Source organism: Streptomyces sp. T12 (assembly GCF_028736035.1).
Lineage (GTDB): Bacteria > Actinomycetota > Actinomycetes > Streptomycetales > Streptomycetaceae > Streptomyces.
The window spans coordinates 4,542,813-4,568,429 of sequence record NZ_CP117866.1 but is presented as its reverse complement, the minus strand read 5'-3'; the positions used below and the strand labels follow the sequence as shown (position 1 = coordinate 4,568,429).

Genomic DNA, 25,617 nt, shown 5'->3' with positions numbered 1-25,617 from the left:
GTCTGTCAGGCGGGGCGGCCGGCTTGGCGCAGGGTGGTCGGTACTGCCGCCCTGGAGGAGGAACCGTGAAGCGTCGTGTCGTCGCCGCCTTGGCCGTTGCCATCGCCGGGCTGATGCTGTCCGCAGTACCGGCCGCGGCTCAGGCCGGCCATGGCGAAATCGGGCGCGACGAGTGGAACTTCTTCATCACCAACGTCCACCTGTAGGCACGGCCTGGGAACGCCGCCGCCCAACCGTGGCAACGGCCGTCCCGACCCCCGCGATCACCAGCCCGATCCCACCGAAGACCAGCGGCAGCAGCCACAGCGAGGCGAACCCGTTGATCCGCGCGTCCTCGGGGGAGTCGGCGCGGTAGAGCACCTCGACCCGCTCGCCCTCCTCGTACGACGGTGGATTGGAACCCGTCGAGCTCCGGAACGTCCTCGACGTGCCGTCCGCCGACGTGAACTCGACCACCGGATACGCCACGGGCTCGTCGTTCGCCCTCTTCCTGCGGGATGCGCCGTTGTCGTCGTCCCGCCACTCCAGCGCCACCACCGTGCCCGGGGCACGCTCCGCATCGACCAGGAACGACACCGACATCCCCGCCAGGATCAACCCGACGACCAGGAACACCGCCCCGAACGCGATCGCCCCGAAGGCGACCCACCGACGGGCCCCTCGCCCACGCACCTGAACCTGCACGACGTCCCTCTCACTCGCCCGGAGTGAGAGGGACGTTATCTCACGATGATCAGCGCGCTTCAGGAGCTGCTGCCGAACAGGCCTTCCGACGGCGGGGGTTCCGGCGCGGGGGGTGTGTCTCCCGGTGTGGCGACGTCCGTCGGCGTCGGGGTGGCGAGCTCGCCGGGCGAGGGGATCACTTCCGGGTCGGTCACTTGCGGATCGGTCACTTCGGGGTCGGTCACTTGCGGATCGGTGGTGGCCGGAGCGGTGGCCACGGTGAGGGTCACCGTGCTGGATGCCGGGACCGTTTCGCCCGCGGCGGGGCTCTGGCCGAGGACGGTGCCGGGGCCGGCCGTCTCGGAGGGCTCCTCCGTCGTTTCGACGACCAGGCCCTGGTCCCGCAGGATCGCCGCGGCCTCCTCGACGGAGGACTGAGTCACGTCGGGCACCTCGACGTCTCCGCCGTCGCCCTCGCCGCTTGTTTCGCCGCCCGGGTCCTCGGGCAGGGCGGTGTCCCGCGTACCGTCCGAGCCCACCGGCCGTTCCAGGCCGGCGTCCGCCTCCTGGACATCGACCAGCCGGAACGTCCCGACCTCGTCCCCGTCATCAGCGGGCTCGACCTTGACGACCTTGCCGCGGTCGTACGACGCCCACTTCTTGTTCGTACCCTTGAACTCGACGTCGGCCCTGTCGACATCGTGCTCGAACGCGCCCAGCGGATTGCCGCAGCTGCACTGCACCACGGGCCTGCCGTGCAGATCGACCAGGACCGCGATGCCGGCCTCCAGGAGCGCCTCGAAGGCGACCGCCTTGCCCTTCTTGTAGTCGTGGTTCTTCACCAGCGTGTCGTTGCGCAGCAGAACGGGTGTCAGTTTCCCGACGAAGTCCCCGATCTCGTCGATGCCGATGCCCTGCGTCCCGGCCCACTCCAGCGCCTTTTTGCGGTTGGCGCGGTCCTTGAGGAACTCGACGAGTTTCCCCTTGTCGCAGCTCTTGTCGTGCCGTGTGCCGCCGTAGAGGCCGGGCCGGTTGCCCTTCTGCACGCCTCCCCCGAGGGCGAGTGCGTCGCTGATCGGATGGTCGGCGGCGAGTCCGAGTGCGTCCGCGAAGAAGGGCGCGGCGGCCGGAGCCCCGCGGGCGATCGCCTTGACGGCGATCCTGGTGGCCGGCGCGCACGCGGTGACGGCCGGTCCGACGATGCTCAGGATCGCGGCGAGCAGGACCGCGATCCTGATGATCCCCCGTTTGTCGCTCATGGTTCTCCTCGTTCTCCTCGCTGAGAAAGTGGCTTTCGAGCGGTTTCAGGTGAGGGCCGATTCCGGTGCCGGGCGGGACAGGACCAGGGCGATCACGACGACGGTGACCACGATGAAGACCGCGACGACGGCCACGCCCCACGCCGGTACGCCGGTGACGAACAGCGCCGGGAGCGCGGTGATCGCCGACAGGATCCGGGACCCGGCGACCACGCGGGAGCCGGTGCGGTTGGCGGTGCGCCAGGTGTAGACGACGGCCACGACCGTGATCAGTCCGAGGACGGCGTCGGCGACGATGACGCCTGCCGGCGGCCCGGGTTCGTCGCTGTCCGGCGCCCAGACGCCGACCACGTTGATCATGTCGAGCAGCCCGAGTGCTGCGGCGAGCCCGAGGCCCACCTTGTTCTTGCGGCTGAGCGTGGGGCCCGCCGCTTCGGTCCGGCTCATGTCGGTTCCCCCGTACGGGTGTTGGGGCCGCCGGTGCGGCGACCCGGTGGACCGAGCATCGCGGCCGGACCCCTCGGCGCGCATCGTCAGAACCTCCCGGCTCCCCGGGAGGATTTCCCGGACCGGGAGGAAGGGAGAACTCTCCCGGCCGGGAGACCCGTCGGCCATCATCGGGACATGACCTCCCCCGCCGGTCCGATCCGGGTGCTCATCGCCGACGACCATCCCGTCGTACGACGCGGTATGAGCGCGCTGCTGGCCTCGCTGGCCGGCGTGGAGGTGGTGGCGGAGGCGGCGACCGGCGAAGAGGCGCTTCGGGAGGCCCAGTTGAGCCGCCCCGATGTCGTAGTGATGGACGTTCAGATGCCCGCGCTGGACGGGGTGGAGGCGACCCGGCGGCTGACCGCCCTGCTGCCGGACGTGGCGGTGCTCGTGGTCACGATGTTCGAGGACGACGAGACGGTGGTGTCCGCGATGCGCGCCGGTGCCCGCGGCTACCTCCTCAAGGGCGCCCAGCAGGAGGAGATCCTGACCACGCTGCGCTCGGTCGCGGCCGGGCAGTACGTGATCGCGCCCGCTGTCGCGGCCGCCCTCCTCGGCCGTCTCTCCCCGGCGGCCGCCCCGGCCGACCCGTTCCCCGAACTGACCCCCCGCGAGCGGGAAGTGCTCGATCGCGTGGCCCGGGGATACTCGAACGCCCGGGTCGCGGCCGACCTGGCGCTGGCCGAGAAGACCGTGGCGAACCGGCTGTCCGTGATTTTCCTGAAGCTGGGCGTGAGCGGGCGGACCGAGGCGGTGATCCTGGCGCGGCAGCACGGGCTGGGCGGCGACGCGCCGGAGGCGGGGCCGTGACGGTACGGCGCCTGAGGACATGGGTCCTTCTCTCCCTTCTCTCCCTTCTCGCCACCGCGGCCCTCGCCTCCCTCGGGTTCGCCCCGCCCTCCTCCTCCGAGCAGTGGGCGATCTGGGCGGTGATCGTCGGCACGTTCCTGGCGCTGTGCTGCGGGGCGGTCGCCGCCCGCCGCCCCGGCTCGGCGGCGACCCCGTTCCTCGGTGCGTCCGCGGCCGCCCTGCTGGCCGCCCCGCTCACGCTCGCCGCGGGGGCCCACGCGCTCGCCGTGGCCCTGGCCGTCCTCGCGTCGACGGTGGCCCTTCCGCTGGCGGCCCTGCGCGTCGTGCCGAAACGGCCGCCGTCCCGGCTGCTGCTCTGCGCGGACCTGGCCGTCGGCGGCACCGGCGCCGGATGCGCGGTCGCGGCGGTGGCCGGTGTGGAGAGCGCTCAGGTGACCGCGGCGATCGCCGCCGGGACCGCGATGCTCGCGGGGACGTGGGTGCTCTTCGAGGTCACAGCCGGGGACGACCGGCGCCGCGTGCTGTGGCTGGTCCTGGGCGCCGCCGCGACCACGCTGGGCGGCATGCTGCTGTTCGCCGCCGAGAACTCCCTGCCCATGGGGCCGGTGGACACCGTCGTCGCCACCAGCGCGGTGTCGCTGCCGTTCCCCCTCGCCGTCACCGTCGCGCTCGTCGCGCCGCGCAGGGCCGACGTACGGGTCGTGATCCGCGGGGCCACCGTCCTGATCGTCATGCTCGCGCTGAGCGCGGCGGTGTACGAGGGGGTCGCGGCGGTGTGGGAGCTGGTGGTGGGATCCCGGCCGGGCAAGGGGGTGCCGGCCCTGCTGGCGGCCACGATCGCCGCCGGGTACCAGCCCGTACGGCAGCGGGTCGAGGCGAGCATGGACGAGATGCTGTTCGGCAGATCGGCCGACCCGGTCGAGACGCTGACCCGGCTCGGCACGGACCTCACCGCCGGCGCCCCGCCGCCGCTGTGGCTGCACACCCTGCGCTCCACCCTCGGCGTGCCCGGCATCGCCCTGCGTCAGGACGGGACCGCGGTCGCCACCGTGGGCACCATGGACGACGGCCACACCACACGCACCGCCCTGCGCGCGGGCGCCGAACACGTCGGCGACCTCGAGGTGTGCCTCCCGCCCGGGCACCTGCGGCTACCCCGGTCCGCGACAGCGGTGCTCGAACTGGTCGCGGCACCGCTCGCCCAGGCCCTGCACGCCGCGCGGCTCAGCGAGCAACTGCGCGTTTCCCGCGGCCGGGTGGTGACCGCGCTGGAGGAGGAGCGCCGCCGGATGCGCCGTGATCTGCACGACGGTCTCGGCCCGGCCCTGACCGGCATCGCCTACACCACCGACGCCGCCGTCAACCTCATCGCCACCGACCCGGAGCGCGCCGTGGAGACGCTGCGCGGGCTGCGCGCCGACATCGGCGACGCGATCACCGAGATCCGCCGGATCGTGTACGGCCTGCGGCCTCGTGCCCTCGACGAGCTCGGCCTCGTCGACGCCGTCCGCCAGCGCATCGCCCCGCTGCGCGCCGCCGACGGCCGGCCTCTGACCGTCACGATCGACGCTCCGCAACGGCTGCCACCGCTCCCGGCGGCCGTCGAGGTGGCCGCGTACCGGGTGGCGGTGGAGGCCGTGACCAACATCGCCCGGCATTCCGACGGCACCACCGCCGCCCTCACCCTGGACCTCGCGGCCCCCGAGCTCCTGCGCGTGACCGTCGCCGACAGCGGTCAGTGCACCGAGAGGTGGACACCCGGCGTGGGCATCCAATCCATGTACGAACGCGTCGAGGAGATCGGCGGCACCCTCACCATCCACACCACCCCACAGGGCGCCACCATCACCGCCGACCTGCCACTCGTCATCCCTGCCTGACGGTGTGGTCGGCGGGGGTGTCGGCGGGGGTGCCGGTGCCGCGGGGTCGCCGGCCGCGAACGGCCCCCGGACAAGGAATCCGTGACCTGCGGAAACGCTGAGCGCTGCCTTCATGTCGCGGCGACAATCGCTCATGCGTCAGGCTGGAGGCGTACCTGCCCGTACCCTTCGTGGTGTCTACGGCGTCACATAGCGGGCGCAAAACACTGGAGGCAATACCTCGTGCTGATTGCTCAGCGTCCCTCGTTGACCGAAGAGGTCGTCGACGAGTTCCGGTCCCGGTTCGTGATCGAGCCGCTGGAGCCGGGTTTCGGTTACACCCTCGGCAACTCCCTGCGTCGTACGCTCCTGTCCTCGATTCCGGGTGCGGCGGTCACGTCCATCCGCGTCGACGGTGTGCTGCACGAGTTCACCACCGTGCCGGGCGTCAAGGAGGATGTCACCGACCTGATCCTCAACATCAAGCAGCTGGTCGTCTCCTCGGAGCACGACGAGCCGGTCGTGATGTACCTGCGTAAGCAGGGTCCGGGTCTGGTCACCGCCGCCGACATCGCGCCCCCGGCCGGTGTCGAGGTGCACAACCCCGATCTGGTCCTCGCCACGCTGAACGGCAAGGGCAAGCTGGAGATGGAGCTCACGGTCGAGCGTGGCCGCGGTTACGTCTCCGCCGTGCAGAACAAGCAGGTGGGCCAGGAGATCGGCCGTATCCCGGTCGACTCCATCTACTCGCCGGTGCTGAAGGTCACGTACAAGGTCGAGGCCACGCGTGTCGAGCAGCGCACCGACTTCGACAAGCTGATCGTCGACGTCGAGACCAAGCAGGCGATGCGTCCGCGTGACGCCATGGCCTCCGCCGGTAAGACCCTGGTCGAGCTGTTCGGTCTCGCCCGCGAGCTGAACATCGACGCCGAGGGCATCGACATGGGCCCGTCCCCCACGGACGCCGCCCTCGCCGCCGACCTGGCGCTGCCGATCGAGGAGCTGGAGCTCACGGTCCGTTCGTACAACTGCCTCAAGCGTGAGGGCGTCCACTCGGTGGGTGAGCTCCTGGCGCGCTCCGAGGCCGACCTCCTCGACATCCGTAACTTCGGTGCGAAGTCGATCGACGAGGTCAAGGCGAAGCTGGCCGGCCTGGGTCTGGGCCTGAAGGACAGCCCGCCCGGATTCGACCCGACCGCCGCTGCCTTCGACGCGGACGACAACGCGGACGGGGGTTTCGTGGAGACCGAGCAGTACTGAACGCTGCACCGGTTCGCGGGGGAGCCGGGACGACAGAAAACAGCTCCCTCGGAGATCACTCCGAGGGAGCTGTTCGATACGTATTGCCTGGTCAGGCGTGCAACCCCCGGCCGTCCGAGGCCGAATAGAGCAGCCCCCTACTAACGTCAATGTTAGTAACTGTGATGTTAGTATCCATGCTGGGGTGGCACTCTGGAAGGCGACGGCATGGCAGATTTCGTGGGCAGGCGGCACGAGCTCGAGACGCTGGATCGTGAGCTGGGCAAGGTGACGGCCGGGGTCGGTGGGGAGCGGCCCGGGCGGTGCGTGATGCTCCGAGGGCGTCGCCGGGTGGGTAAGTCGCGGTTGGTGGAGCGGTTCGCCGAGAAGTCCGGTGCGCCGTTCCTCTTCTATGCCGCCACCGGGGCGTCGCCGGGGGCGGACCTGGAGCGGCTCAGCCAGGATGCGCAGTCATCCAGCCTTCCGCTGGCGAATCTGCTGTCCGCGGCACGCCCGGCGAGCTGGGATGCCGCCTTCGACGTACTGGCGGCGGCACTGCCGCACGACCGGGCGAGCGTGGTCGTCATGGACGAGGTGCCCTACTTGATGGATGCGGAGGGCGCCTTCGAAGGCATGCTTCAGCGGGCCTGGGATCGAGTGCTGGAGAAGAAGCCGGTTCTGCTGGTTCTCATCGGCTCCGACCTGTCGATGATGGAGGCGCTGAACGGCTATGGACGCCCGTTCCACCAGCGCGGACGGGAGATGGTGCTGGGTCCGCTCAACCCGGCGGAGGTGGGCGAGATGCTCGGCCTCGATCCCGCCTCGGCCTTCGACGCGGCCCTGATCACCGGTGGACTGCCTCTGATCTGTGCGGAGTGGACGCACGGCGCCGGGATGTGGGAGTTCCTGCGGGCGGCACTCAGCGATCCCGTCTCGGCCTTGCTGGTGTCGGCGGAGCGCTCGCTCGCCGCAGAGTTCCCCCAGCAGGTCCAAGCCCGCACCGTCCTGTCGGCGATCGGCAGCGGTGAGCGGACGTTCTCCAATATCGCCCGAGCCGCCGGTGGGATCGGGGCGACCCCGCTCCAGCGGTCGTTGGGGATCCTTGCGGACAAGCGGGTGATCGCGGCGGAGCTACCCGTGTCCACGCGGCCTTCGAAGGATCGCCGCTACCGGGTCGCGGATCCCTACCTCCGCTTCTGGCTGAAGCTCCTGGGTCCCGCCATGGAGGAGATCGAGCGGGGCCGGGGTGACCTGACTCTGCAGCGCATTCGCGAAAACTGGACCAGCTGGCGCGGCAGGGCCGTTGAACCTCTGGTGCGCGAGGCGCTGACACGGCTGCTCCCCGACGCGAGCCTCCCCGCCGCCCCTGCCATCGGCGGTTACTGGACCCGTACCAACGATGTGGAGATCGACATCGTGGGAGCGGACCGCGCCCCGATCGCCAAGGAGCTGTTGTTCGTCGGCTCGGTGAAGTGGCTGGAGAACTCCCCGTTCGACCGGCACGATCTCGCGGCGCTGCACCGACACCGCGCCGCGCTCACGCCTGATCCCGTGCCCGTGATCGCTGTCTCGCGCAGCGGGATCGACTGCGCGGGGCTCGACGCTGCGTACGGCCCGGCGGAACTCCTCGCGGCGTGGTCCTCCTGAGCACGCCGGGACGCATGTCGGCGGCGGCGTTTCCGGTTGAATTGTTCAACGCAGTGCGCAGGATGGTGAATTCGGCCTTGTTCAGGGTGCCGTCCCCATCGGCGTGTCAGCTTCCCGTCCCCGTACGCGTCCATCATGGCGAAGATACGGCCCTCGCAGCGGTCAAGGGAGCTGCAAGCTCAGAGGCTCTCCCATCTATCGGATGGAAGAGCCCCTGACCAGGTGTTTCTCTAGGCCCTGGCCGTCCCCGCGTCCAGGGCCCATGACGGGGCCCGGGGGGCCCGGCGCCGAGACCCTTGCGGGCTACTTGCCGAGGACGACGGTGTTGTTGCAGCCCTGGCTTGAGCCGAGGGTGGTGGTCTGCGTGCCAGGCGAGCCCTCGCCGTTGTTCCGGTTGCCCTCCCGGCCGTTCTGGAACCCGGTCTGGCCCTGTACGTCGATGTTCTCTTCGGTCGTGCTGCATGACGTGCTCTGGCTGATGAGGAGCGTCTGGCTCTCTTTACCGACGCGCTTGTGCCCGTGCTTGTGCCCGTGCTTGTGGCCGTGCTTTTGTCCCTGCTTGTGTCCCTGCTTGTGTCCGTGCCCCTGCCCGTCGGCGTAGGCGGTGCCGGTGCCGAGGAAGCCGATGGCGCTGAGGAGGACGGCCACGACAGCGGTCTTGCGATGCTTGCGCATGTCTTCTCCGAGCGTTGAAGCGGACGCGTACGCGATCCGCCACGTCATAAGTTGACGAGAGGTTAATGCGCAAATATCCGATATCTGCTCGTCGGCACGCCGGATAGTCTGACCAACGAGCAAGGGTGTCGGCCCCGCGGTCGGCCCAAGTGCCCTGTACGGCAAAGGCATCACGAAGCCGAATGCGGGCGTAGGCGCTCCGCGCAGAACCACCCGTGTGGCCGCGCCATGAGCGCGAGGCGGCCCAGGCTCTTCGCCACTGACGCAGGGCGCCGACGAAACTCCCGTGCAGCGTGGACGAGTTCGTCTCACGGCGGCGCATCTCGACGACGTCCCGGACGGGAGCACGTCGCTCCTTCCGTCGCGGTCTCCACCGGAAGCTCCCGGACGCCGAAGACCGTCTCCAGCGGTGCTGTGCCCTTACGGCTCGGCTCGCCCGTAGCGGCATCGAACCAGCCCTGGGTGGGGCTGTGACCTGGGGAAACGTAGGCGGCAGGGCAGCCGGCGAGTGAGGGAATGCGGTCAGGCCCAGGGGGTGACCGCCGTGAAGGAACTGTCGGCGCGGAAGGTGGCGTTGTCCTGGTAGGGGTCGATGCGCAGCTCGTAGCTGTAGTGGCGGAGGTAGCGGCCGGGGTAGTTGTACGACTCCAGGCTGACCGAGCCGGTGGCCGAACCAGGCCGGGCGCAGTAGGTGGCGTCCTTGTCGAACGTGGCCGTGCCGTTGTTCGCGTCGAAGCGGATCCGGTAGTCCTTGTGGCGCAGGTAGCGGCCGGAGGAGTCACGGAACGAGTAGCAGGTGGAGTCCGCCAGGCCGGGGACGACGGCGAACGTGGCGCTCTGTTTGACCGCCGTGGTGCTGGAGGTCGTCACCGGGTCGAGGTAGCCGAGGCTGTCGGAGCGGACGGCGGCGTAGCGGCCGGGGAAGTTGACCGACTGGAGCGAGCGGGTGGTGTTCGTCGGCAGAGTGGGGAGCGGTGCGATGCTGCTCAAGGTGGGGACGACCTTCTTGATCAGGCCGTTCGAGTCGAACTCCAGCTTGTCGATGGTGGTTTCGCGGTGGGTGCCGTCTCCGCCGGGGATGGCGAAGCGGTGGTAGGCGATGTACCAGTCGTCGGTGTTCGGCACCTGCACCACGGAGTGGTGGCCGGGGCCCTTGATGCCGAGGGCGAGGTCCTTCTCCAGGAGCACGCCCCGGTTGGTCCAGGGGCCGGTGGGCGAGGAGCCGGTGGCGTAGGCGACCCGGTAGTTCTCGTCGCGTGTGTCGCCCTCCGACCACGTGAAGTAGTAGGTGCCCTTGCGCTTGATGATGAAGGTGCCCTCGGTGAAGCCGCTGGGGGTGATGTTGGTGACCTTGGACGCGTCGAAGGAGACCATGTCGTCGTTCAGGGGGACTACGTACGCCCGGCCGTTGCCCCAGTAGAGGTACTGCTTCCCGTCGTCGTCGGTGAAGACCGCCGGGTCGATCATCTGGCCGGTGTAGGCGCCGCGGGCGATCAGGGGCTTGCCGAGCGGGTCCCTGAACGGGCCGGTGGGCGAGTCGGAGACCGCGACACCGATGTTCGTGTCGGCGGAGTAGTAGAGGTAGTACTTCCCGTTCTTCTCGGCCGTCGTCGGGGCCCAGGCCCGGGTGTCGGCCCAGCTGACGTCGGGTCCGAGGTCGAGGATGACGCCGTGGTCCTGCCAGTGGACGAGGTCCTTGGAGGAGTACGCCTTGAAGTTCGTGCCGCTCCAGCCCGCGAAGCCGTCGGTGGTCGGATAGATGTAGTAGGTGTCTCCGAACCGGACGATGTTCGGGTCGGCGGTGAGCCCCGGCAGGACCGGGCTGTTCATGATCAGCGCCTCGACCGTCCAGGTGCGCTTCTCGCCGTCGGAGCCGGTCACCTCGTACGTGAGCGGCTTGGTGAAGTCGCGCGGGGTGCCGGAGGCCGGGCTGATGGACGCGCCGTTGACGAGGGAGAACTGCGGGGCGAGCGCGGTGAGGTCGGTGCCCTCGGTCAGGGGGAGGGTGATTTTGCTGTGGGCGTCGTCGACGATGGCGTCGATCTTCAGCGCGGGGTGGGTGGCCGTGGTGATGGCCGTGGTGTTCCCGCTGAGTTGGACGACCTCGCCGGGAGCCAGCGCGCGGTTGTAGACGCGGAAGTCGCGGATCTTGCCCTTGAAGAGCTTGTCGCTGGTGTAGAGCGACTTGCCTATGTAGTTGGCCGTGGTGGTGCCGGACCCGATGGAACCGGGGGTGACGGTGACCGACGTATTACGGGCCACCTCCACGCCGTCCTGGTAGAGGATGCCCGTGTTGCCGGTCTGGGTGTAGGTGACGTGCTTCCAGACCGAGCGCGGCAGTGGGGCGGAGGTCCGGGTGTTCTGCTCGGTGGTCCAGTTCCCGGAAGCGATGCCGGTCCGGAAGGCGTCGCCGGTGCTGAACAGGTACCCGTTGCCACTGCCGTTGGCGGAGTTGCCGAAGCCGTAGAGGAAGTACGGCGTGGTCTGGGTGGCGTCGATCTGCACGTCCATCGAGACGGTGATCGCGTTCATGCCGCTCATGATGTTGTCCGGCACCTTGATGTAGGTGCTGGAACCGTTGAACGTGAGCCCCTCCCCGGAACTCGACCAGCTCGCGGTGCCGTTGACGGTGCCGCTGCGTCCGTTGCCGGAGGCGTCCACCGCCACGGTGCCCGAGGTGGCGTCGAGTTTGTACCAGAGAGCCAGGCCGTCGGTGATCTCCGCCGCCTGGGCGGGGGCCGCCGGGCCGACGACGCCCACCATGAGTGAGGCGGCGGCCATGGCGGCCAGAGCGCCCTGCCGGAATCTCCGGCGGCACTGAAGTCTCACGCTGTGCATGATTCACATCCCCTGAAGAAGACATGCCTGAGGAGGGGGACGCGGCGCCTCGGCCGAGGCGCCGCGTCGCCTGAGGGCGCCGGTATCCCTGTCAGGTCAGCTCGTCAGACGGAAGGTGGCGTCGCTGCGCCCTGTCGCGGTGGTGATCGTTTCGAGCTTCAGCAGGTACGCGTAGTGACGGATGTAGCGGTCGGGGTGGTTGTACGACTGGAACGACGACCAGGACGAGTCGGCGAGTCCGGCGACCTGTCGGAACGTGGCGTCCGCGGCGAACTGGCTGGTGCCGTCGTTGTAGACCAGTTGGAAGTCGGCTCCGTCGTGGCGCAGGTAGTAGCCGGGGAAGTTGACCGACTCGAAGGAGACGGTGCCGGTGCCGGCCAGGCCGGGCCGCTGCCGGAACTGGGCGTCCTGGTTGGTGACGTTCTGGTCGATGCGCACGTCGAAGTTGCTGTGCCGCACGTAGCGGTCCTGGTAGTTGAAGGACTGCAGCCGCTTGCCCGGGACGTTGGCCCAGCGGGCCTGGATCCGGGCGTCCTCGGCGGCCGTCAGGTTCAGGATCGAGCCGTGGCGCTTCTTGGTGCCGCCCAGGTTGTAGCTTCCCGACGCGGGGAGCTTGTAGGTGCCGGGGCTGGACGGGTTGGTCGTCGTGACCGGCATGTACCCCCTTCCGGAGGCGTACTGGTCGAGGTACAGGGTCCACTCGTTGCGGTCGCGGAACTTCATCCACATCGGGCCTTCGACCTGGGAGCCGGTGAGGCCGATGCCGGAGAGGTTCCCGAGGTTGGTCCACGTACCGAGGATCGAGTTGCTGCCCTCAAGGGTGATCTGGCCGTCACCGGAGGCCCGCACGTAGCGGTAGTTGCCGACGCCGGACGGCACCTCGACGATCTGGGTGTCGATGATTTCCTGGCTGCCGGGGCGATCGATGTAGATCTGCGGGGTGGTGATGGAGCGGAAGTCGCTGGTGTGGGCGTAGTAGATGCGGTGCTTCGTTGCGCCGTTGAGGGGCTTGTTCGTCGCCCAGTACAGGACGTAGTCGTTGGTGGCCGGGTTCCAGATCGCTTCCGGCGCCCACGCGTTGCGCCCGTCGGGGATCGCGCCGGCGACGTTCAGCAGCCACGGCGCGGACCAGGTGACCAGGTCCGTCGACTCCCACACCACCAGACTGCGGCTGCCGTCGTTGATGGACTGACTCCACGTCTGCCCGCAGTCGATGCACAGGTCGGTCGCGATGATCCAGTACTTGCTGCCATCGGGAGAGCGCACCAGTGCGGGGTCACGCACCCCTCGCGTGCCCACGGTGGAGCGCAGGGTCATCCCGCCCCCGTTGAGGTCGTTCCAGTTCAGACCGTCCGCGCTGTACGAGAAGTACATCTGCTGACCGGTCGACCCCTCCCCGATGAAGTGCGTCATCAGGTAACCCGGGTCGGCCGCGGCGGCCCGCTGAGGTGTGGTCACGACTTGGGCTGTGAAGAGCAGGCAGGCGGCGACGAATATCGCCGCCAGCCGGGAGAGAACCGCGGGCATATGCGTTCCTGTCTTTCTGGAGTGCCATGATCGGGTGCAGGTGAGGTCGAGGGTGAGGACCGGCATCCGTACCGCTGGGGCAGGACCGGCTCCGTGCGACGTGGGACGTCGCGTCATGCCGGTCAGCGGCCGACAAGCCGCGGTTTCCGCGTGGGCATGGCAGCGACCGGAGAGCCCGAAGGGGCGGTGTGCCGGAGGCGGGTGCGCAACACGGGCTGTCCCCTTTGACGGCCATGGTTCGAAAAATCGAACGTTGTTCGCAGGTTCGAGCAGAAGATAGGTGTCAGTCAGGAGCGCGTCAATGGAACTGGCCAGTTCGATTCCCTGCGTTCGCATCGGATGTGCCCGCGACGAGGGTCGGGACGACGCTGTGGTGCGGTGCGCGACCTACGAGTCGGGGCGTGACAGCGGGCGGGTCGTGCCGGCCTGTCGACGCCGAACATCAGCGGCAGGACAGCGTGCGGGAGGTTGTGTCGCACTCATGCCACCCACCAGCGGAGACAGACATCCGAAGCCGCGGGAACGGCCATCGCCGTCCTCGTCACCGTGGGTTCGGTCAGCGCGGTGCCCGCATCCGCTGCCACGCCGGGGACTTGGACCTCGGTCCAGCCCGGTGTTCCGCAGACCGGCTGCGACGGGGTGCGCGCCACCGTGGCGCTGGACGCGAACGGCGCCCTCTCGCTCGGCGCGACCTGGAACTGCGGCGAAGCTCTGAAGCCCGCTCCGATCGGGCTGGTGACCAGCCAGGTCGACTACACCACCGGACTGGAGTTCGTCAGCCGCACCGATTCGCCCATCTCGTACAACTACCAGGTCATGGCGGGGAAGTCCCGCGTCCGGGCGCGGTCCGCGACCGAGACGAGACTGGTCTTCGCCAAGGGCTCCGCGCGGATGACCGTGCACGTCCGCACGTCCGCGGAGGGGCTGGCGCTGCGCTACGAGATGCCGTCGGGCGCGACGGTGCTGCGCGAGGCGACCTCGTTCGAACTGCCTACCGACGCCCAGCTGTCCCGGCAGGTGTTCAGTCCCGATCACGAGACCGGCTACGTCACCTCCCCGGTCGCCGACGTGGCGACGGGCTCCTACGACATGGGCATGTTCGCCCAGCACACCAACGGCGCGCGGGTACTGCTCGCCGAGTCCGGTGTGGACGGTGGCTACTCGGGTGGCCGCTTCACCCACACCCAGGGCACCGGCCGGTTCACCGTGGCGCTGGCCGACGGACAGATCGCGCGGTCCGGCGCGTTCACCACAGCGTGGCGCACTGCCGCCATCGGCAGCACGGCGACGGTCGTGGAGTCCACGCTGGTCGACGACGTCGCGCCCGCGTCGAAGATCTCCGACACCTCGTGGATCAAGCCGGGTGTCGCCGCGTGGCCGTGGCTGGACGGCATGGCCGCCACCCAGCGCGACCTGAACAAGCTTCCTGGTGGACGACGGATGGAAGGACGCCCAGTCGATCATTCCCGAGCTCGTGACCTACGCCCGGGAGCGCGGCGTGCGGATCATGCTCTGGTATCACTGGCAGGACCTGGACACCGCCGCCGAGCGGGAGGCTGAGTTCACCAAGATCACCGGGTGGGGTGTCGTCGGCGTCAAGATGGACTTCATGGGTTCAGAGACCCGGGCCCGTCAGCAGTGGTACGACGCGGCCCTGGCCGACACGGCCCGGCACAAGCTGATGGTCGACCTGCACGGCTCGCGCCTGTCCGTCGGCGTCCACCGCACCTGGCCGCACGTGCTGACCAACGAGGCCGTCCGGGGCGAGGAATACCCCGGAGGCCGGGACATCGGACACGTGGCCGCGATCCCGTTCACTCGCGGCGCACTCGGCCCGGCCGACTACTCGCCGATGAGCTTCCAGCAGCGCAACCCGAACAGCGACGCCGCCGAACTCGCCCTCGCCGTACTCCTGGACAGCGGCATCATGCTGCCCGGCAGCCGCATCCCGGACTACCAGGCCCGACCCGAGGCACAGCGGTGGCTGCGCATGCTGCCGACCGTGTGGGACGAGACGAAGTACGTCTCGGGCGACCCGAACTCCGGAGGGGTCATCGCCCGCCGCAACGGCGACCGGTGGTTCGTCGGCGCGTTCAGGCGCGGCGCCGCCGCCACCATCACCTACCCGACCACGTTCCTCGGCACCGGTACCTGGCACGCGGAGATCACCACCGACGGCTCCGCAGGCCTGACCCGCACCAGCAAGGTCATCCAGGCCGGCGACACGCTCAGCGTTCCGGCAGTCGCGGGCGGCGGCCATGTGGTCAGGCTGACCAAGGTCCCGGCCATCCCGACCGGGAACCGCACGGTGACCGTCGCCGGCAGCAGCCACGTACTCGACGTGAAGAGCAGAAGCCTCGCGAACGACGCCGAGATCATCCGCTGGCCCAGCAACGGCGGCACCAACCAGCGCTTCGCCTTCGTGCCCCTCGGCGACGGATACACGCGGATCGTCAACCAGGCCAGTGGCAAGGACGTCGTCATCCGGTACGCGTCCCGCGACGCGGGCGCGAAGGCCGTCCAGTACCCGTACGAGGCCAATGCGAACGCCAACGACGAGTGGCTGGCGGAAGACGCGGGCAACGGCCGTATCCGGCTCCTCAACCGCCACAGCGGTTTCTACCTCACCGCGGGCAACGCCCAGGGCGATCAGTTGGAGCAACGCCCGTTCGACGGCGCCGACCACCAGTTGTTCACCGTCTCCTGAAGCCGCTGGACAGAGACAGGCGTTCGGATCCCACCACCGGCCGCATGGGCACCATGCGGCCGGTGCCTTCGGTTTTCGCTCTCTTGCCTTGTTTTGCCTGATCAGGCCGCACGGCCTCCGTCTCGCTCGCGTGGTCCAGTAGCCACACCTTCCGTAACCGTTCCTGTTCGCACTGTTGACACCTCACGCGCTTCCCTTTAACGTCGCGCCAGCATTTCGAACAAGTGGCTATATTTCGAACGTCGAAAGGCGAGTGCGCAGTGTGTCGCCGGAATCAGCACGCATCTGGTCGCAACGCGGCACCGACTCGAACAACGTGCCGGGCCGACCTGACCCCGACGAGGGCGCCGAGCTGATCCGTCACGGCTCACGGCCCTGGCTGAAGTGCGGTCTGTCCAGGCGCCCGGGGTCTGCGGGACCTGACCCTCGACGCCGCCCCGGAGCGGGTGCGGCGCGTCCCGCTCGTTCTCGACCTGCCTGCCGACTGCCCGGCCCGCTCCACGGCTCCCCCCTCGATGCCTGATACGCCGTCATCCCCTCACCGACGAGAAGAACAAGGAACAATCACCATGTTCAATCGAAGAACCGTCCTCGCCGGAGGCGCCTCCCTCGCCCTCACCCTGTCCGCCTGCGGTAAGGGCAGCGAGAGCGGCTCAGCGGACAGCTCCGAGGGCGGTACCGTCGGCATCGCCATGCCGACCCGGTCGTCCGAGCGCTGGCTCACCGACGGCAAGAGCGTCGTCGAGGACCTCAAGGGCAGGGGGTACAAGACCAAGCTGGTCTACGGCGACGACGACCCGAAAGCCCAGGTCTCACAGATCGAGAAACTGATCCAGCAGGGCGTCGACGCACTGATCATCGCGGCCATCGACAACAGGTCGCTGAACGGTGTGCTTCAACAGGCCGCCGACGCGGACATTCCGGTGATCTCCTACGACCGGCTCATCCTCGGCACCAAGAACGTCGACTACTACGTTTCCTTCGACAACGAGATGGTCGGTCTGATCCAGGCCCACTACATCATCGCAAAGCTCGGCCTGGAGGACGGCAAAGGCCCGTTCAACATCGAGTTGTTCGCCGGTTCCCCCGACGACAACAACACCAAATTCTTCTTCGACGGTTCGATGACGCACCTGCAGCCGTTTCTGGACAGCAGGCAGTTGGTCGTCCAGTCCGGCGAGACCGAGCTCAAGCAGATCACCACCCCGCGCTGGGACGGGCCCACCGCGCAAAAACGCATGAGCGGCATCCTCACCAAGTGGTACCGCAGTGAGCGGGTCGACGCCGTCCTGTCGCCGTACGACGGCATCTCGAGGGGCGTCCTGTCCGCGCTGAAGTCGGGCGGCTACGGCTCCGACACCAAGCCCCTCCCCGTCATCACCGGTCAGGACGCCGAACTGGCGTCGGTGAAGTCAATCATCGCGGGCCAGCAGTCGCAGACCGTCTACAAGGACGTCCGTCGGCTCGCCGAGGCCGCCACAACCATGGTCGACGACATACTCAAGGACAGAGTGCCGTGGGTGGACGACTCCACGGGTTACAAGAACGGCGTCAAGGCCGTGCCCGCAGTCCTGCTGCAGCCCACGAGCGTCGACAAGACCAATTACGAGATCCTTGTCGAGGACGGCTACTTCACCGCCGACGAGCTCAAGTAGCGGCACGGCCTCTACGTGACAGCGCCTGCACGACTCCTGCCGCTGCTGGGAAGAGATGGCGGCCAGCACTTCACGATCGCCGTGGCGACGCCGGCCGCCTCCTGGCTGGTTACGGCTTTCCTATGGCGCGTGGCCGGTGAGGACCGTGCCGTCATCAAAGGCCAGGTAAACGACTCCGCCGCCGAGCAGAGCCTGTGGTGTGCCTCTACTGTCTGGCCAGCCTCGGTATGCCTGTGGTCCGTCGATCACGTCGCCGCTGTCTATGGCGCGGGTCGTGACGCCATCTGCCGCGATGGTGAGGAAGCGCTCTCCCGACAGCAGCACGGTCAACTCCTGGGATTCGCCGTCGTACGGAACGGACCAGAGCTGCTTGCCCGTCGAGACGTCAGCGCCGACGAGCGCCTCGCCCATGAGCCCGACAGCCCTGTCCTCGTCGCCGACGGCGAGAACCGTGTCCATCGGTAGGGAGGACTTCTTCCCGAGGGTCCGGGCGTCCAGGACCTCGCCTGAGCACAGCACCTCGTCCCGGTGCGGAAGGAGCGGCATGCAGTGGGAAACTCCGTCAACAGCCCGGCCCTGCGCGGTATCAGCGGAAAAGCTGCCGGACTCGCCGGGGGCCACGAGCCGGTCACCGGCGATCTTCATGTCCTGCGGGAAAGCGCCGTGCCTGACGAACTCCCACAGTTTCTCCCCGTTCTCGGCCCGGTAGGCGCGGAACAGCATGTCGCTCGAGCTGTCCGCTCCTGCGGACCCCATGTAGGAGACGTAGACGACGTTGCCGTCCGCCAGCGCCTTGACCGGTTCGTAGCCGGGGTCGCCCTGCCACTTGTCGACTGCCTTGCCGTCGGAGAGTCGCAGCACCGCCACACCGTTGCCATCTCCGTCAGCGGTGTACACGCGGTCGCCCACGATGGCCGGTGTGAAGGCAAGCTGGGTGCCGTTGCGATAGTCGTGACGCCACTTCCGTGCACCGCCGGCCGCGTCGAGGGCCTCCAGCCGGTAGGCAGGCTGATCGGGGGTGCCGACAACGACAGTGCACAGCAGGCGGTCCTGGGCCAGGGCACAGTTGGCGGGGGCGCCGGAGAACTTGGCGAGCCAGGGGCGCCAGCCGGAGGGGCGGTTCCTGGGGCTGAGGGCGTCGGCGGTGAACTCGATGGTTTCTCCGGTGATCGCAGGGGGCAGCCGGTTCTGGGCTGTGGTTGCGGTGGCTGACGGTGAGGCCGAGGCAACCCGGCCCGACCCGCCTCCGCTGTCGGACACGAGCGGGGGCAGCAGTGCCACCAGTGCGCCCGCCGCCGCCACGGTCGCCACGACCGCGGCGATGCGCGGTCCCCAGCGGCGAGGCTCCCGGCTGTCGGTCGGCACAGGCGAGGACAGTGGGGCCTGAGGTGGCGGTGGCGGCAGATCGAGGGCCGCGGTGTCGTATCGCCTGATCTCCACCTCGTACTCCGCGATCAGTTCTTTGACGATCGGCGGCCAGCGGAACGGCCGCTTCCCCACACGGGATTGAGGTCCGGGGCGGGGTGGTGGGCCGTCGTCGAGGAGGTGGACCAACTCGCTTGGCGTCGGCCGCCGAGCCGGATCGGGCCGCAGACACGCCTCGACCACCGCTCGCAACTCCGTCGGCACCCGTTCCAGGTCGGCCTGGCCCTGGGCGATCCGGTGCAGGACCGCGGCGGGTTCGCCGTCGTCGAACGGTCCGAGGCCGGTGGCGGCGAAGCACAGCACCGTACCGAGGCAGAAGACGTCGGAGGCGGTGGTGAGCGCCGTGTGCCCGGTGATGTGCTCGGGCGACATGAAACCGGGCGAGCCGACCACCACGCCCACTTCGGTGAGCACAGTGGCGTCGAAGGCGTGGGCGATGCCGAAGTCGATCACCTTGGGGCCTGCGGCGGACAGCAGCACGTTGGCCGGCTTCAGGTCGCGGTGCAGGATCCGGGCACCGTGCACCGCCCGCAGCGCACGGGCCAGGTCGGCTCCCAGAGCCCGTACGACCGGAACGGCCAGCGGACCGCACCGGGCCACCGCCTCGTTGAGCGGTGGTCCGGCGACGTACTCCGTAGCCAACCACGGCGGGCCGGTGTCGGAGTCCGGGTCGGCGTCGGTCAGCGCAGTGGTCCAGGGGCTGCGGACCCGGCGGGCGGCCTCGGCCTCACGACGGAACCGCAGGCGAAACTCCCGGTCGAGTACGAGGTCGTCGCGCACGGTCTTGACCGCGGCCAGCGGCCGCTCCGGCACATCGTCGCGCCGTCCCAGATAGACCGTGCCCATGCCGCCGGAGCCCAGTTCGGCGAGCAACCGGTACGGGCCGATCCAGCGTGGTGCATGTCCGTGACAGTGACCGGCGTCGAGCGGTCGCAGCATCCTTGTACCTTCCCTCGCTGCCTTGCCTTGTGCGTACCTGTCAGTGCGTCACGACAGCTTCAGGGAGCTGACGGTTCCGTCGTGGTACGCGACGTACACGACCCCGCCCGCTGCCAGGACTTCGGGCGCCCACACGGCTCGGGTGACATCCACGGTGACCACCGGCTTCGTCCGGATGCCGGGAGCTTCCTCGACCGGCACCGTCCGCGCCTCTCCTGTGGTGGGGAGCACGTGCAATGAGGCGTTGTCCGCCACGACCGCGGTGTCGCCGACGAAGACCGGGGGCGAGGTGTAGAGGTCCTTCAACGGCCCGGTCCCTCGCCCCTCACCGGACTTGGAGTGGGCGTCGGTGTGTCCGAGCCGCACGACGCGGTCGCGGACCTGGTCGTTGATCAGCAGGTCGTCCCCACTGACCGCGCCAACGGAGTTGGTCTCCGGCGACTCGCCCGACCTGTACGCGGCCGGCAGCGGAATCTTGCGCGCCACGGGTTCCAGCGTGGTTGCCGACAGGAGCCGGAAACCGCCCTCGCCGTCGGGGCAGTAGACCTCGCCGCCCCGCACACGGCCGTCCGGGCAGTCCGTGCCCTCCTGGGGGACGGCCTTCTCCTCGCCGGTCGCGGCGTCCAAGGCCAGCAGCCCGCCGTCGCCGTTGACGTAGACCAGTCCGCCGTCGTACGCGACGACGCTGAACAGGCCGTTGTAGTAGGCCGCTTCGGGTACGTCACGTGTGGAGATCGGCAGCGACCACAGACTGCGCCCGCTGCCGGCGTCGTAGGCGAATACCTCGATCCCATCCCCGTTCCGCAGCGTGAAGAAGACCCGGCCGTCCGCGGCCAGCATCTTGCCCTGCGGCTGCCCGAGCCCGCCCTGCGGAAGGTCCTTCTCCCAGCGCAGTTCCCCGCTACTGACCGCGCGGGCCCGCAGTTTCCCTTCCTCGGTGGACAGCACGGCATCACCATCGACCACGGGGTTGCTGCCGTCGCCCGGGATGTACAACCCGTGCCCCGCGCTGTACCCCGGCGGGTAAGCCGGGTGCATCAGCCGCGCCCGCCACAACTGTCGTCCATCGGCGGGCGACAGGGCCTGCAGGCTGCCGTCGTCCATCAGACGGCACACCAGGACCCCGTCCCCCAAGGTGCAGTTCACGGGCTTGCCCGACAGCTTCGTCGACCACTCCCGCCAGCCCTCGGGACGCTGTGACGACAACTGTGGGAAGACCCTGCCGCGGTCCGGGCCGCCGAATTCGTCGACCGCCGTCTGCCTGACCCGCACGGACCCGCTGCTGCCATCGCCGGAGCCGGAGTTGCCGTCGGCCTCCTCCGCGCCCCGCTGCGCCAAGCCTGACAGCAGATATACGCCGACAGCGAGCATCCCCACAGCGATCGTGCCAACCCCCGCTATGACATAGCGGCGCTTACGCGGTCGCCGCACATCGGCCGAGGGGCGAGCGGTCACGGTCGGGGCGCTGTGCAGCGGGGAAACACCCGGCATCGTGGGCACCGGCTGTCGGAAGGCAGCCGCCTGGCGCTCGCATACACCGATCAGTGCCTGTACGGGCTCCGGCCAGGGAGTGGGCCCACCGGTCGGCGCGCCGCCGTCGTCGAGCAGACGCTCCAGCTCACGTGTGTCCGGCCGCGCTGCCGGGTCCTGGTGCAGACAGGCCGCGACGAGATCCCGCAACTGGCTCGGCACGTCCCGCAGATCGTGCTCGACCTGGGAGATCCGGTACAGCACAGCGGCCATCGGACCGTCCCCGAAGGGGCCCTTACCGGTCGCCGCGAAACACAGCGACGCTCCCAGGCAGAAGATGTCCGAGGCCGCGACGACGTGACCGGCGCCCGCGACATGCTCCGGTGACATGAATCCCGGAGAGCCCACCATCGCCCCCGTCGCCGTCATCGTCGACGCCCCGAAGGCCCGCGCGATGCCGAAGTCGATGACCTTCGGACCGTCCGTCGCCAGCAGCACATTGCCGGGCTTCAGATCCCGGTGCAGCACCTGCGCGTGGTGAATGACGCGCAGCGCCCGCACCAGGTCGAGCCCGAGCCGGCGCACGACAGGCACCGGCAGCGGGCCACATTCGCGCACCGCTCGCTCCAGGGATGGCCCCCGCACGTACTCGGTGGCCAGCCATGGAACCGGCCCGTCCGCGTCACTGCCCAGCAGCCGCACGGTGAACCGGCTCTCCACCGCCCGCACCGCGGCGATCTCCCGCCGGAACCGCGCCCGGAACTCAGCATCGGGCGCGGCATCTCGCCGTACGACCTTGACTGCGACCAACTCACCCGTGCCCGGTGCGACCGCGAGGAAGACCTCCCCCATACCGCCCGAGCCGAGGCTCGCCACCACCCGGTACCGCCCCACGAACTGCGGAGCGCCCTCCCGCACGTGATCCAGCACTCGGCACGTCCCCCGTGACTCGTCCCATGCCTACGATCTCCGGCTGCCCATTCCAGCACGGCAACCACACACGGACCAGGCCTGATCCGCTCGCACAGATCTGCCAATCGCTCATGCGGAATTGCAAAATTTCGCAATTGGCTAGATGCTGGGTTGGCTGTGTTCGCTATCCGGTAGTCGTGGGCACGGCCTTTGTGTCCGCCCCAGTGGTGGGGTTCGTAGGGGAAGCCGAGGGGTTGTGTCCGTTCCGCTGTACCAGGCCAAGGCCGAGTTCTTCCGGATGCTGGGGCATCCCGTGCGGATACGGGTTCTGGAGCTGCTGCAGGACGGGCCGATGCCGGTGCGGGACCTGCTGGCCGCAACCGAGGTGGAGCCCTCCGGCCTGTCCCAGCAGCTGGCGGTGCTGCGCCGTTCCGGGATCGTCACCTCGACCCGGGAGGGCTCGACCGTTGTCTACCAGTTGGCGGGCGGGGACGTCGCGGACCTGATGAGGGCCGCGCGCCGGATCCTGACCGAGATGCTTGCCGGACAGGGCGAACTGCTGGCCGAGCTGCGGGAAGCCGAGGTCACCGGGCGATGACCTCGGCCATTGGCCGGGCAACGGCCCGGCTCACCGCACTGCTACCCACCCGCACCGACCTGGCGGACACACGGCGCGACCCCCGGCGGGACCTGCTCGCCGGAGTGACCGTGGCGATCGTGGCCCTGCCGCTGGCGCTCGGCTTCGGCGTCTCCTCCGGTCTCGGTGCCGAGGCCGGGCTGGCGACCGCCGTGGTCGCCGGCGCGCTCGCCGCGCTGTTCGGCGGATCCAACCTCCAGGTGTCCGGGCCCACCGGGGCCATGACCGTGGTGCTGGTGCCGATCGTCGGCGAGTACGGTCCGACCGGCGTACTGACCGTCGGGCTGATGGCGGGCGTCATGCTCGTGGCGCTGGCCGCGCTGCGGGCCGGCAAGTACATGCAGTACGTGCCCGCACCCGTGGTGGAGGGCTTCACCCTCGGCATCGCCTGCGTGATCGGACTGCAGCAGATCCCGAACGCGCTCGGCGTGCCCAAGCCCGAGGGCGACCGTGTGCTGGTGGTGACCTGGCGGGCTGTCGAGGAGTTCGCGAAGGACCCGAACTGGACCGCGGTCGGCTTCGCGACCGCGGTGGCCGCGGTCATGCTGGTCGGCGCTCGCTGGCGGCCGACCGTCCCGTTCTCGATCCTCGCGGTCATCGGAGCCACGGTCGTCGCCCAGGTCGCGCCCTTGGACGCGGCGCAGCCGATCGGGGATCTTCCGTCCGGGCTGCCCGCGCCCTCGCTCGGCTTCCTGGACGTCGGTTCGCTCGGCACCCTGCTTGCCCCGGCCGTGGCCGTGGCGGCGCTTGCGGCCCTGGAGTCCCTGCTGTCCGCCTCGGTGGCGGACGGCATGACGGTGGGGCAGAAGCACGACCCCGATCGCGAGCTGTTCGGTCAGGGGTTGGCCAATATCGCGGCCCCGCTGTTCGGCGGGGTGCCCGCGACCGGCGCGATCGCCCGGACCGCGGTCAACGTCCGCACGGGCGCCGGCTCCCGGCTGGCCGCCCTGGCCCACGCCGCGATCCTCGCTGTGATCGTCTTCGCCGCGGCGCCCCTCGTTTCCAAGATCCCGCTCGCTGCCCTCGCCGGCGTGCTGCTGGCCACCGCGGTCCGCATGGTCGAGGTCGGCTCGCTTCGGGCGATGGCCAAGGCCACCCGCTCGGATGCGCTGATCCTCGTCCTTACCGCGGTCGCGACCCTGGCACTGGACCTCGTGTACGCGGTGATCATCGGCTTGGTCGTCGCGGGGGCCCTCGCTCTGCGCGCCGTGGCCAAGCAGGCCCGATTCGACCAGGTGCCGCTCGACCGGGGCGACCACAGCGCCGAGGAACACGCCCTCCTCGCCGAGCACATCGTGGCCTACCGCATCGACGGCCCCCTCTTCTTCGCCGCCGCGCACCGCTTCCTGCTGGAGCTGACCGAGGTGGCCGACGTACGGGTCGTCATCCTGCGCTTGTCGCGGGTGTCGACCATGGACGCCACCGGCGCGCTGGTCCTCAAGGACGCGGTGGAGAAGCTGGCGCGGCGCGGCATCCTCGTCCTGGCCTCGGGGATTCGCTCCGGCCAGCGCCAGGTCCTGGACTCCGTCGGTGCGCTGGAACTGCTGCGGCACGACGGCCGGGACTACGCCACCACCCCCGAGGCGATCCGGGCCGCTCGCGAACATCTGGAGACGGCCGGAGTCTGGACCGCCGTTCCCGCCCAGAAGCCCCGAACCTCCAGCGAGGAAGCCGTCCGATGAGCACTCTGTGGCTGCTGGAAGGCAGCAGCCCGGGACGGCCGGTGTACCAGCAGCGGGAGCTGACCGTCGTACGGCCGGCCCGGCATGTGTGGGAGTACGGCCGACTGATCGTCCGGGCCCCAGTCCAGGCGGCGGCGGTCCCGGCCACGGTGACGTACGACGTGGAAGAGATCCGCGCGGTGCACGGCACGGGCTGGACGGTCACCGTCCACGGCCCCGCCGATGTGCTCAGCGACGACACCCTGCTGTGCCTGCACCCCCAGAGCGTCACCGGCTTCCGCCTCACCCGCGTGGAGACATGATGGCCCCCGTCCTCGACGCCCTTCCGTACCGGCACGTGCTCACCCTGCCCAACGAGCCGTCCGCCGTCCGCCTCGCCCGCGAGACCGCCGAACAGGCACTGGTCGAGTGGGAGATAGATCTGCACCGGCCCGTCGTGGACGCGGCGCTGCTGATCCTCAGCGAGCTGGTGACCAACAGTGTCCGGCACGCCGCCGAACTGTCCCCACAGATCATGGTCATGTATGCGGCGAGCGGAAGCCATCTGGCCTTCGCCGTCCACGACCGCCACCCCCACCAACCGCCGCTGCACCAAGCCGCAACCGGCACCAGTGGCGGTCTCGGCACGGTCATGGAGCTCACCCGGCAACTCGGCGGCACCGTGGCCGTGCACGGCGACGCCGACGGCAAGAGCATCTGGATAACTCTCCCCCTCTGACCTCAACGGGGCCGTACACGCAAGGAAGTTCACCGTCATGACCATCGAGTGGCGCTACACCGTCGAGGACGACTTCGGCATCCTCTCCGTCGCCGGCTACCTCGGCCCGGATGCGGTCCGCCGCTTTGGCGGCGCCGTCGGCTGGGCCGTCGCCCGCGGCACCGGACCGGTGGTCCTCGACCTGAGCGAGCTGCGCGGCTGGTCCGCAGAGGGCCAGCTGGCGATCACCGAGGCCGCACGCCGCCTCGCCCAGGCCGGCCGGAGCCTGGAACTGGCCGCCATCCCCGCCGACGGCTCCCTGGTCCCGCCCGGCGACTGCCCGGACATCCCCGTCCACTGCGACCTGGCCACCGCCCTCGCCACCCACGCCCGGCACATGTCACCTCCCCAAGAGGCACAGCAGGCGTGGCGCACCGACGGCTGGCCCACCCGACCCACGTATCCGCTCACTGACTGAAAGACCCAC

At 69.5% G+C, this 25,617-nt stretch carries 21 protein-coding genes; 13 read left to right on the top strand and 8 right to left on the bottom strand.

The genetic code is table 11. From position 1 onward, the window contains the following. Window positions 1-65 precede the first annotated feature (65 nt). Complete coding sequence (locus PBV52_RS20255; RefSeq protein WP_274239952.1) at window positions 66-206, top strand: hypothetical protein; 141 nt, start codon at window positions 66-68, stop codon at window positions 204-206. On the opposite strand, the gene PBV52_RS20250 is transcribed toward PBV52_RS20255, so the two are convergent. The 3 genes from PBV52_RS20250 to PBV52_RS20240 are packed head-to-tail and all read right to left on the bottom strand — an operon-like array spanning window position 187 to window position 2,369. Beyond that, a complete protein-coding gene (locus tag PBV52_RS20250) occupies window positions 187-684 on the bottom strand; it encodes a DUF3592 domain-containing protein (RefSeq protein WP_274239951.1) in 498 nt (165 codons plus the stop codon). The two genes, PBV52_RS20255 and PBV52_RS20250, sit on opposite strands and share 20 nt — an antisense overlap. A gap of 59 nt (window positions 685-743) precedes the next feature. Beyond that, window positions 744-1,922 carry a DUF6777 domain-containing protein gene (locus PBV52_RS20245; RefSeq protein WP_274239950.1) on the bottom strand — a complete coding sequence of 393 codons (1,179 nt, stop codon included), beginning with the start codon at window positions 1,920-1,922 and terminating at the stop codon, window positions 744-746. A 45-nt stretch (window positions 1,923-1,967) separates the two neighbouring features. Continuing rightward, entirely contained in the window at window positions 1,968-2,369 is a 402-nt protein-coding gene (locus tag PBV52_RS20240; RefSeq protein ID WP_274239949.1) for a hypothetical protein, read from the bottom strand. 177 nt (window positions 2,370-2,546) lie between these two features. Here PBV52_RS20240 and PBV52_RS20235 point away from each other — a divergent pair, with 177 nt between their 5' ends. From PBV52_RS20235 to PBV52_RS20220, 4 genes are all read left to right on the top strand, one after another. Continuing rightward, window positions 2,547-3,221 carry a response regulator transcription factor gene (locus tag PBV52_RS20235; protein WP_274239948.1) on the top strand — a complete coding sequence of 225 codons (675 nt, stop codon included), beginning with the start codon at window positions 2,547-2,549 and terminating at the stop codon, window positions 3,219-3,221. Further along, window positions 3,218-5,101, top strand: a complete 1,884-nt coding sequence (locus tag PBV52_RS20230; protein WP_274239947.1) for a sensor histidine kinase — start codon at window positions 3,218-3,220, stop codon at window positions 5,099-5,101. The genes PBV52_RS20235 and PBV52_RS20230 overlap by 4 nt, the downstream gene beginning before the upstream one ends. 222 nt (window positions 5,102-5,323) lie before the next feature. Continuing rightward, window positions 5,324-6,340: a DNA-directed RNA polymerase subunit alpha gene (locus PBV52_RS20225; RefSeq protein ID WP_274239946.1), complete on the top strand. Its 1,017-nt coding sequence runs from the start codon at window positions 5,324-5,326 to the stop codon at window positions 6,338-6,340. Window positions 6,341-6,547: 207 nt separating this feature from the next. Beyond that, entirely contained in the window at window positions 6,548-7,966 is a 1,419-nt protein-coding gene (locus PBV52_RS20220) for a DUF234 domain-containing protein (RefSeq protein WP_274239945.1), read from the top strand. Between the two features lie 303 nt (window positions 7,967-8,269). Here the strand turns inward: PBV52_RS20220 and PBV52_RS20215 are convergent, their stop codons facing one another. The 3 genes from PBV52_RS20215 to PBV52_RS20205 form a co-directional block, all read right to left on the bottom strand. Then, window positions 8,270-8,641, bottom strand: coding sequence for a hypothetical protein (locus PBV52_RS20215; RefSeq protein ID WP_274239944.1), 372 nt, complete (start codon window positions 8,639-8,641; stop codon window positions 8,270-8,272). 522 nt (window positions 8,642-9,163) lie between these two features. Further along, window positions 9,164-11,470, bottom strand: a complete 2,307-nt coding sequence (locus PBV52_RS20210) for a family 43 glycosylhydrolase (protein ID WP_274239943.1) — start codon at window positions 11,468-11,470, stop codon at window positions 9,164-9,166. Between the two features lie 105 nt (window positions 11,471-11,575). Continuing rightward, window positions 11,576-13,006: a glycoside hydrolase family 43 protein gene (locus tag PBV52_RS20205; RefSeq protein WP_274239942.1), complete on the bottom strand. Its 1,431-nt coding sequence runs from the start codon at window positions 13,004-13,006 to the stop codon at window positions 11,576-11,578. Window positions 13,007-13,570: 564 nt separating this feature from the next. Here PBV52_RS20205 and PBV52_RS20200 point away from each other — a divergent pair. The 3 genes from PBV52_RS20200 to chvE all read left to right on the top strand — a co-directional run bounded on the left by PBV52_RS20200 (window position 13,571) and on the right by chvE (window position 17,368). After that, the gene (locus tag PBV52_RS20200) at window positions 13,571-14,566 is read left to right on the top strand and encodes a glycoside hydrolase family 97 N-terminal domain-containing protein (RefSeq protein ID WP_274239941.1); all 996 of its coding nucleotides are present in this window, start codon (window positions 13,571-13,573) and stop codon (window positions 14,564-14,566) included. Continuing rightward, window positions 14,514-15,713, top strand: a complete 1,200-nt coding sequence (locus PBV52_RS20195; RefSeq protein ID WP_274249470.1) for a glycoside hydrolase family 97 catalytic domain-containing protein — start codon at window positions 14,514-14,516, stop codon at window positions 15,711-15,713. The genes PBV52_RS20200 and PBV52_RS20195 overlap by 53 nt, the downstream gene beginning before the upstream one ends. 569 nt (window positions 15,714-16,282) lie before the next feature. After that, on the top strand, window positions 16,283-17,368 hold the full coding sequence (chvE, locus tag PBV52_RS20190) for a multiple monosaccharide ABC transporter substrate-binding protein (RefSeq protein ID WP_274239940.1): 1,086 nt from the start codon (window positions 16,283-16,285) through the stop codon (window positions 17,366-17,368). A gap of 120 nt (window positions 17,369-17,488) precedes the next feature. On the opposite strand, the gene PBV52_RS20185 is transcribed toward chvE, so the two are convergent. Next, window positions 17,489-19,732: a protein kinase gene (locus PBV52_RS20185; protein ID WP_274239939.1), complete on the bottom strand. Its 2,244-nt coding sequence runs from the start codon at window positions 19,730-19,732 to the stop codon at window positions 17,489-17,491. A gap of 48 nt (window positions 19,733-19,780) precedes the next feature. Then, window positions 19,781-22,132 (bottom strand): protein kinase, encoded by a 2,352-nt coding sequence (locus tag PBV52_RS20180; RefSeq protein ID WP_274239938.1) that lies wholly within the window; start codon window positions 22,130-22,132, stop codon window positions 19,781-19,783. A gap of 238 nt (window positions 22,133-22,370) precedes the next feature. Here PBV52_RS20180 and PBV52_RS20175 point away from each other — a divergent pair, with 238 nt between their 5' ends. From PBV52_RS20175 to PBV52_RS20155, 5 genes are read left to right on the top strand one after another with little or no spacing between them, the layout of a single operon-like run. Next, a complete protein-coding gene (locus PBV52_RS20175; RefSeq protein ID WP_274239936.1) occupies window positions 22,371-22,712 on the top strand; it encodes a metalloregulator ArsR/SmtB family transcription factor in 342 nt (113 codons plus the stop codon). After that, the gene (locus PBV52_RS20170) at window positions 22,709-24,433 is read left to right on the top strand and encodes a SulP family inorganic anion transporter (protein ID WP_274239935.1); all 1,725 of its coding nucleotides are present in this window, start codon (window positions 22,709-22,711) and stop codon (window positions 24,431-24,433) included. Before PBV52_RS20175 ends, PBV52_RS20170 begins: the two co-directional genes overlap by 4 nt. Continuing rightward, a complete protein-coding gene (locus PBV52_RS20165) occupies window positions 24,430-24,735 on the top strand; it encodes a pyridoxamine 5'-phosphate oxidase family protein (protein WP_274239934.1) in 306 nt (101 codons plus the stop codon). Before PBV52_RS20170 ends, PBV52_RS20165 begins: the two co-directional genes overlap by 4 nt. Beyond that, entirely contained in the window at window positions 24,735-25,151 is a 417-nt protein-coding gene (locus PBV52_RS20160) for an ATP-binding protein (protein WP_274249467.1), read from the top strand. Before PBV52_RS20165 ends, PBV52_RS20160 begins: the two co-directional genes overlap by 1 nt. 37 nt (window positions 25,152-25,188) lie before the next feature. Continuing rightward, window positions 25,189-25,608 carry an STAS domain-containing protein gene (locus PBV52_RS20155; protein WP_274239932.1) on the top strand — a complete coding sequence of 140 codons (420 nt, stop codon included), beginning with the start codon at window positions 25,189-25,191 and terminating at the stop codon, window positions 25,606-25,608. The last annotated feature ends 9 nt before the right edge of the window (window positions 25,609-25,617 follow it).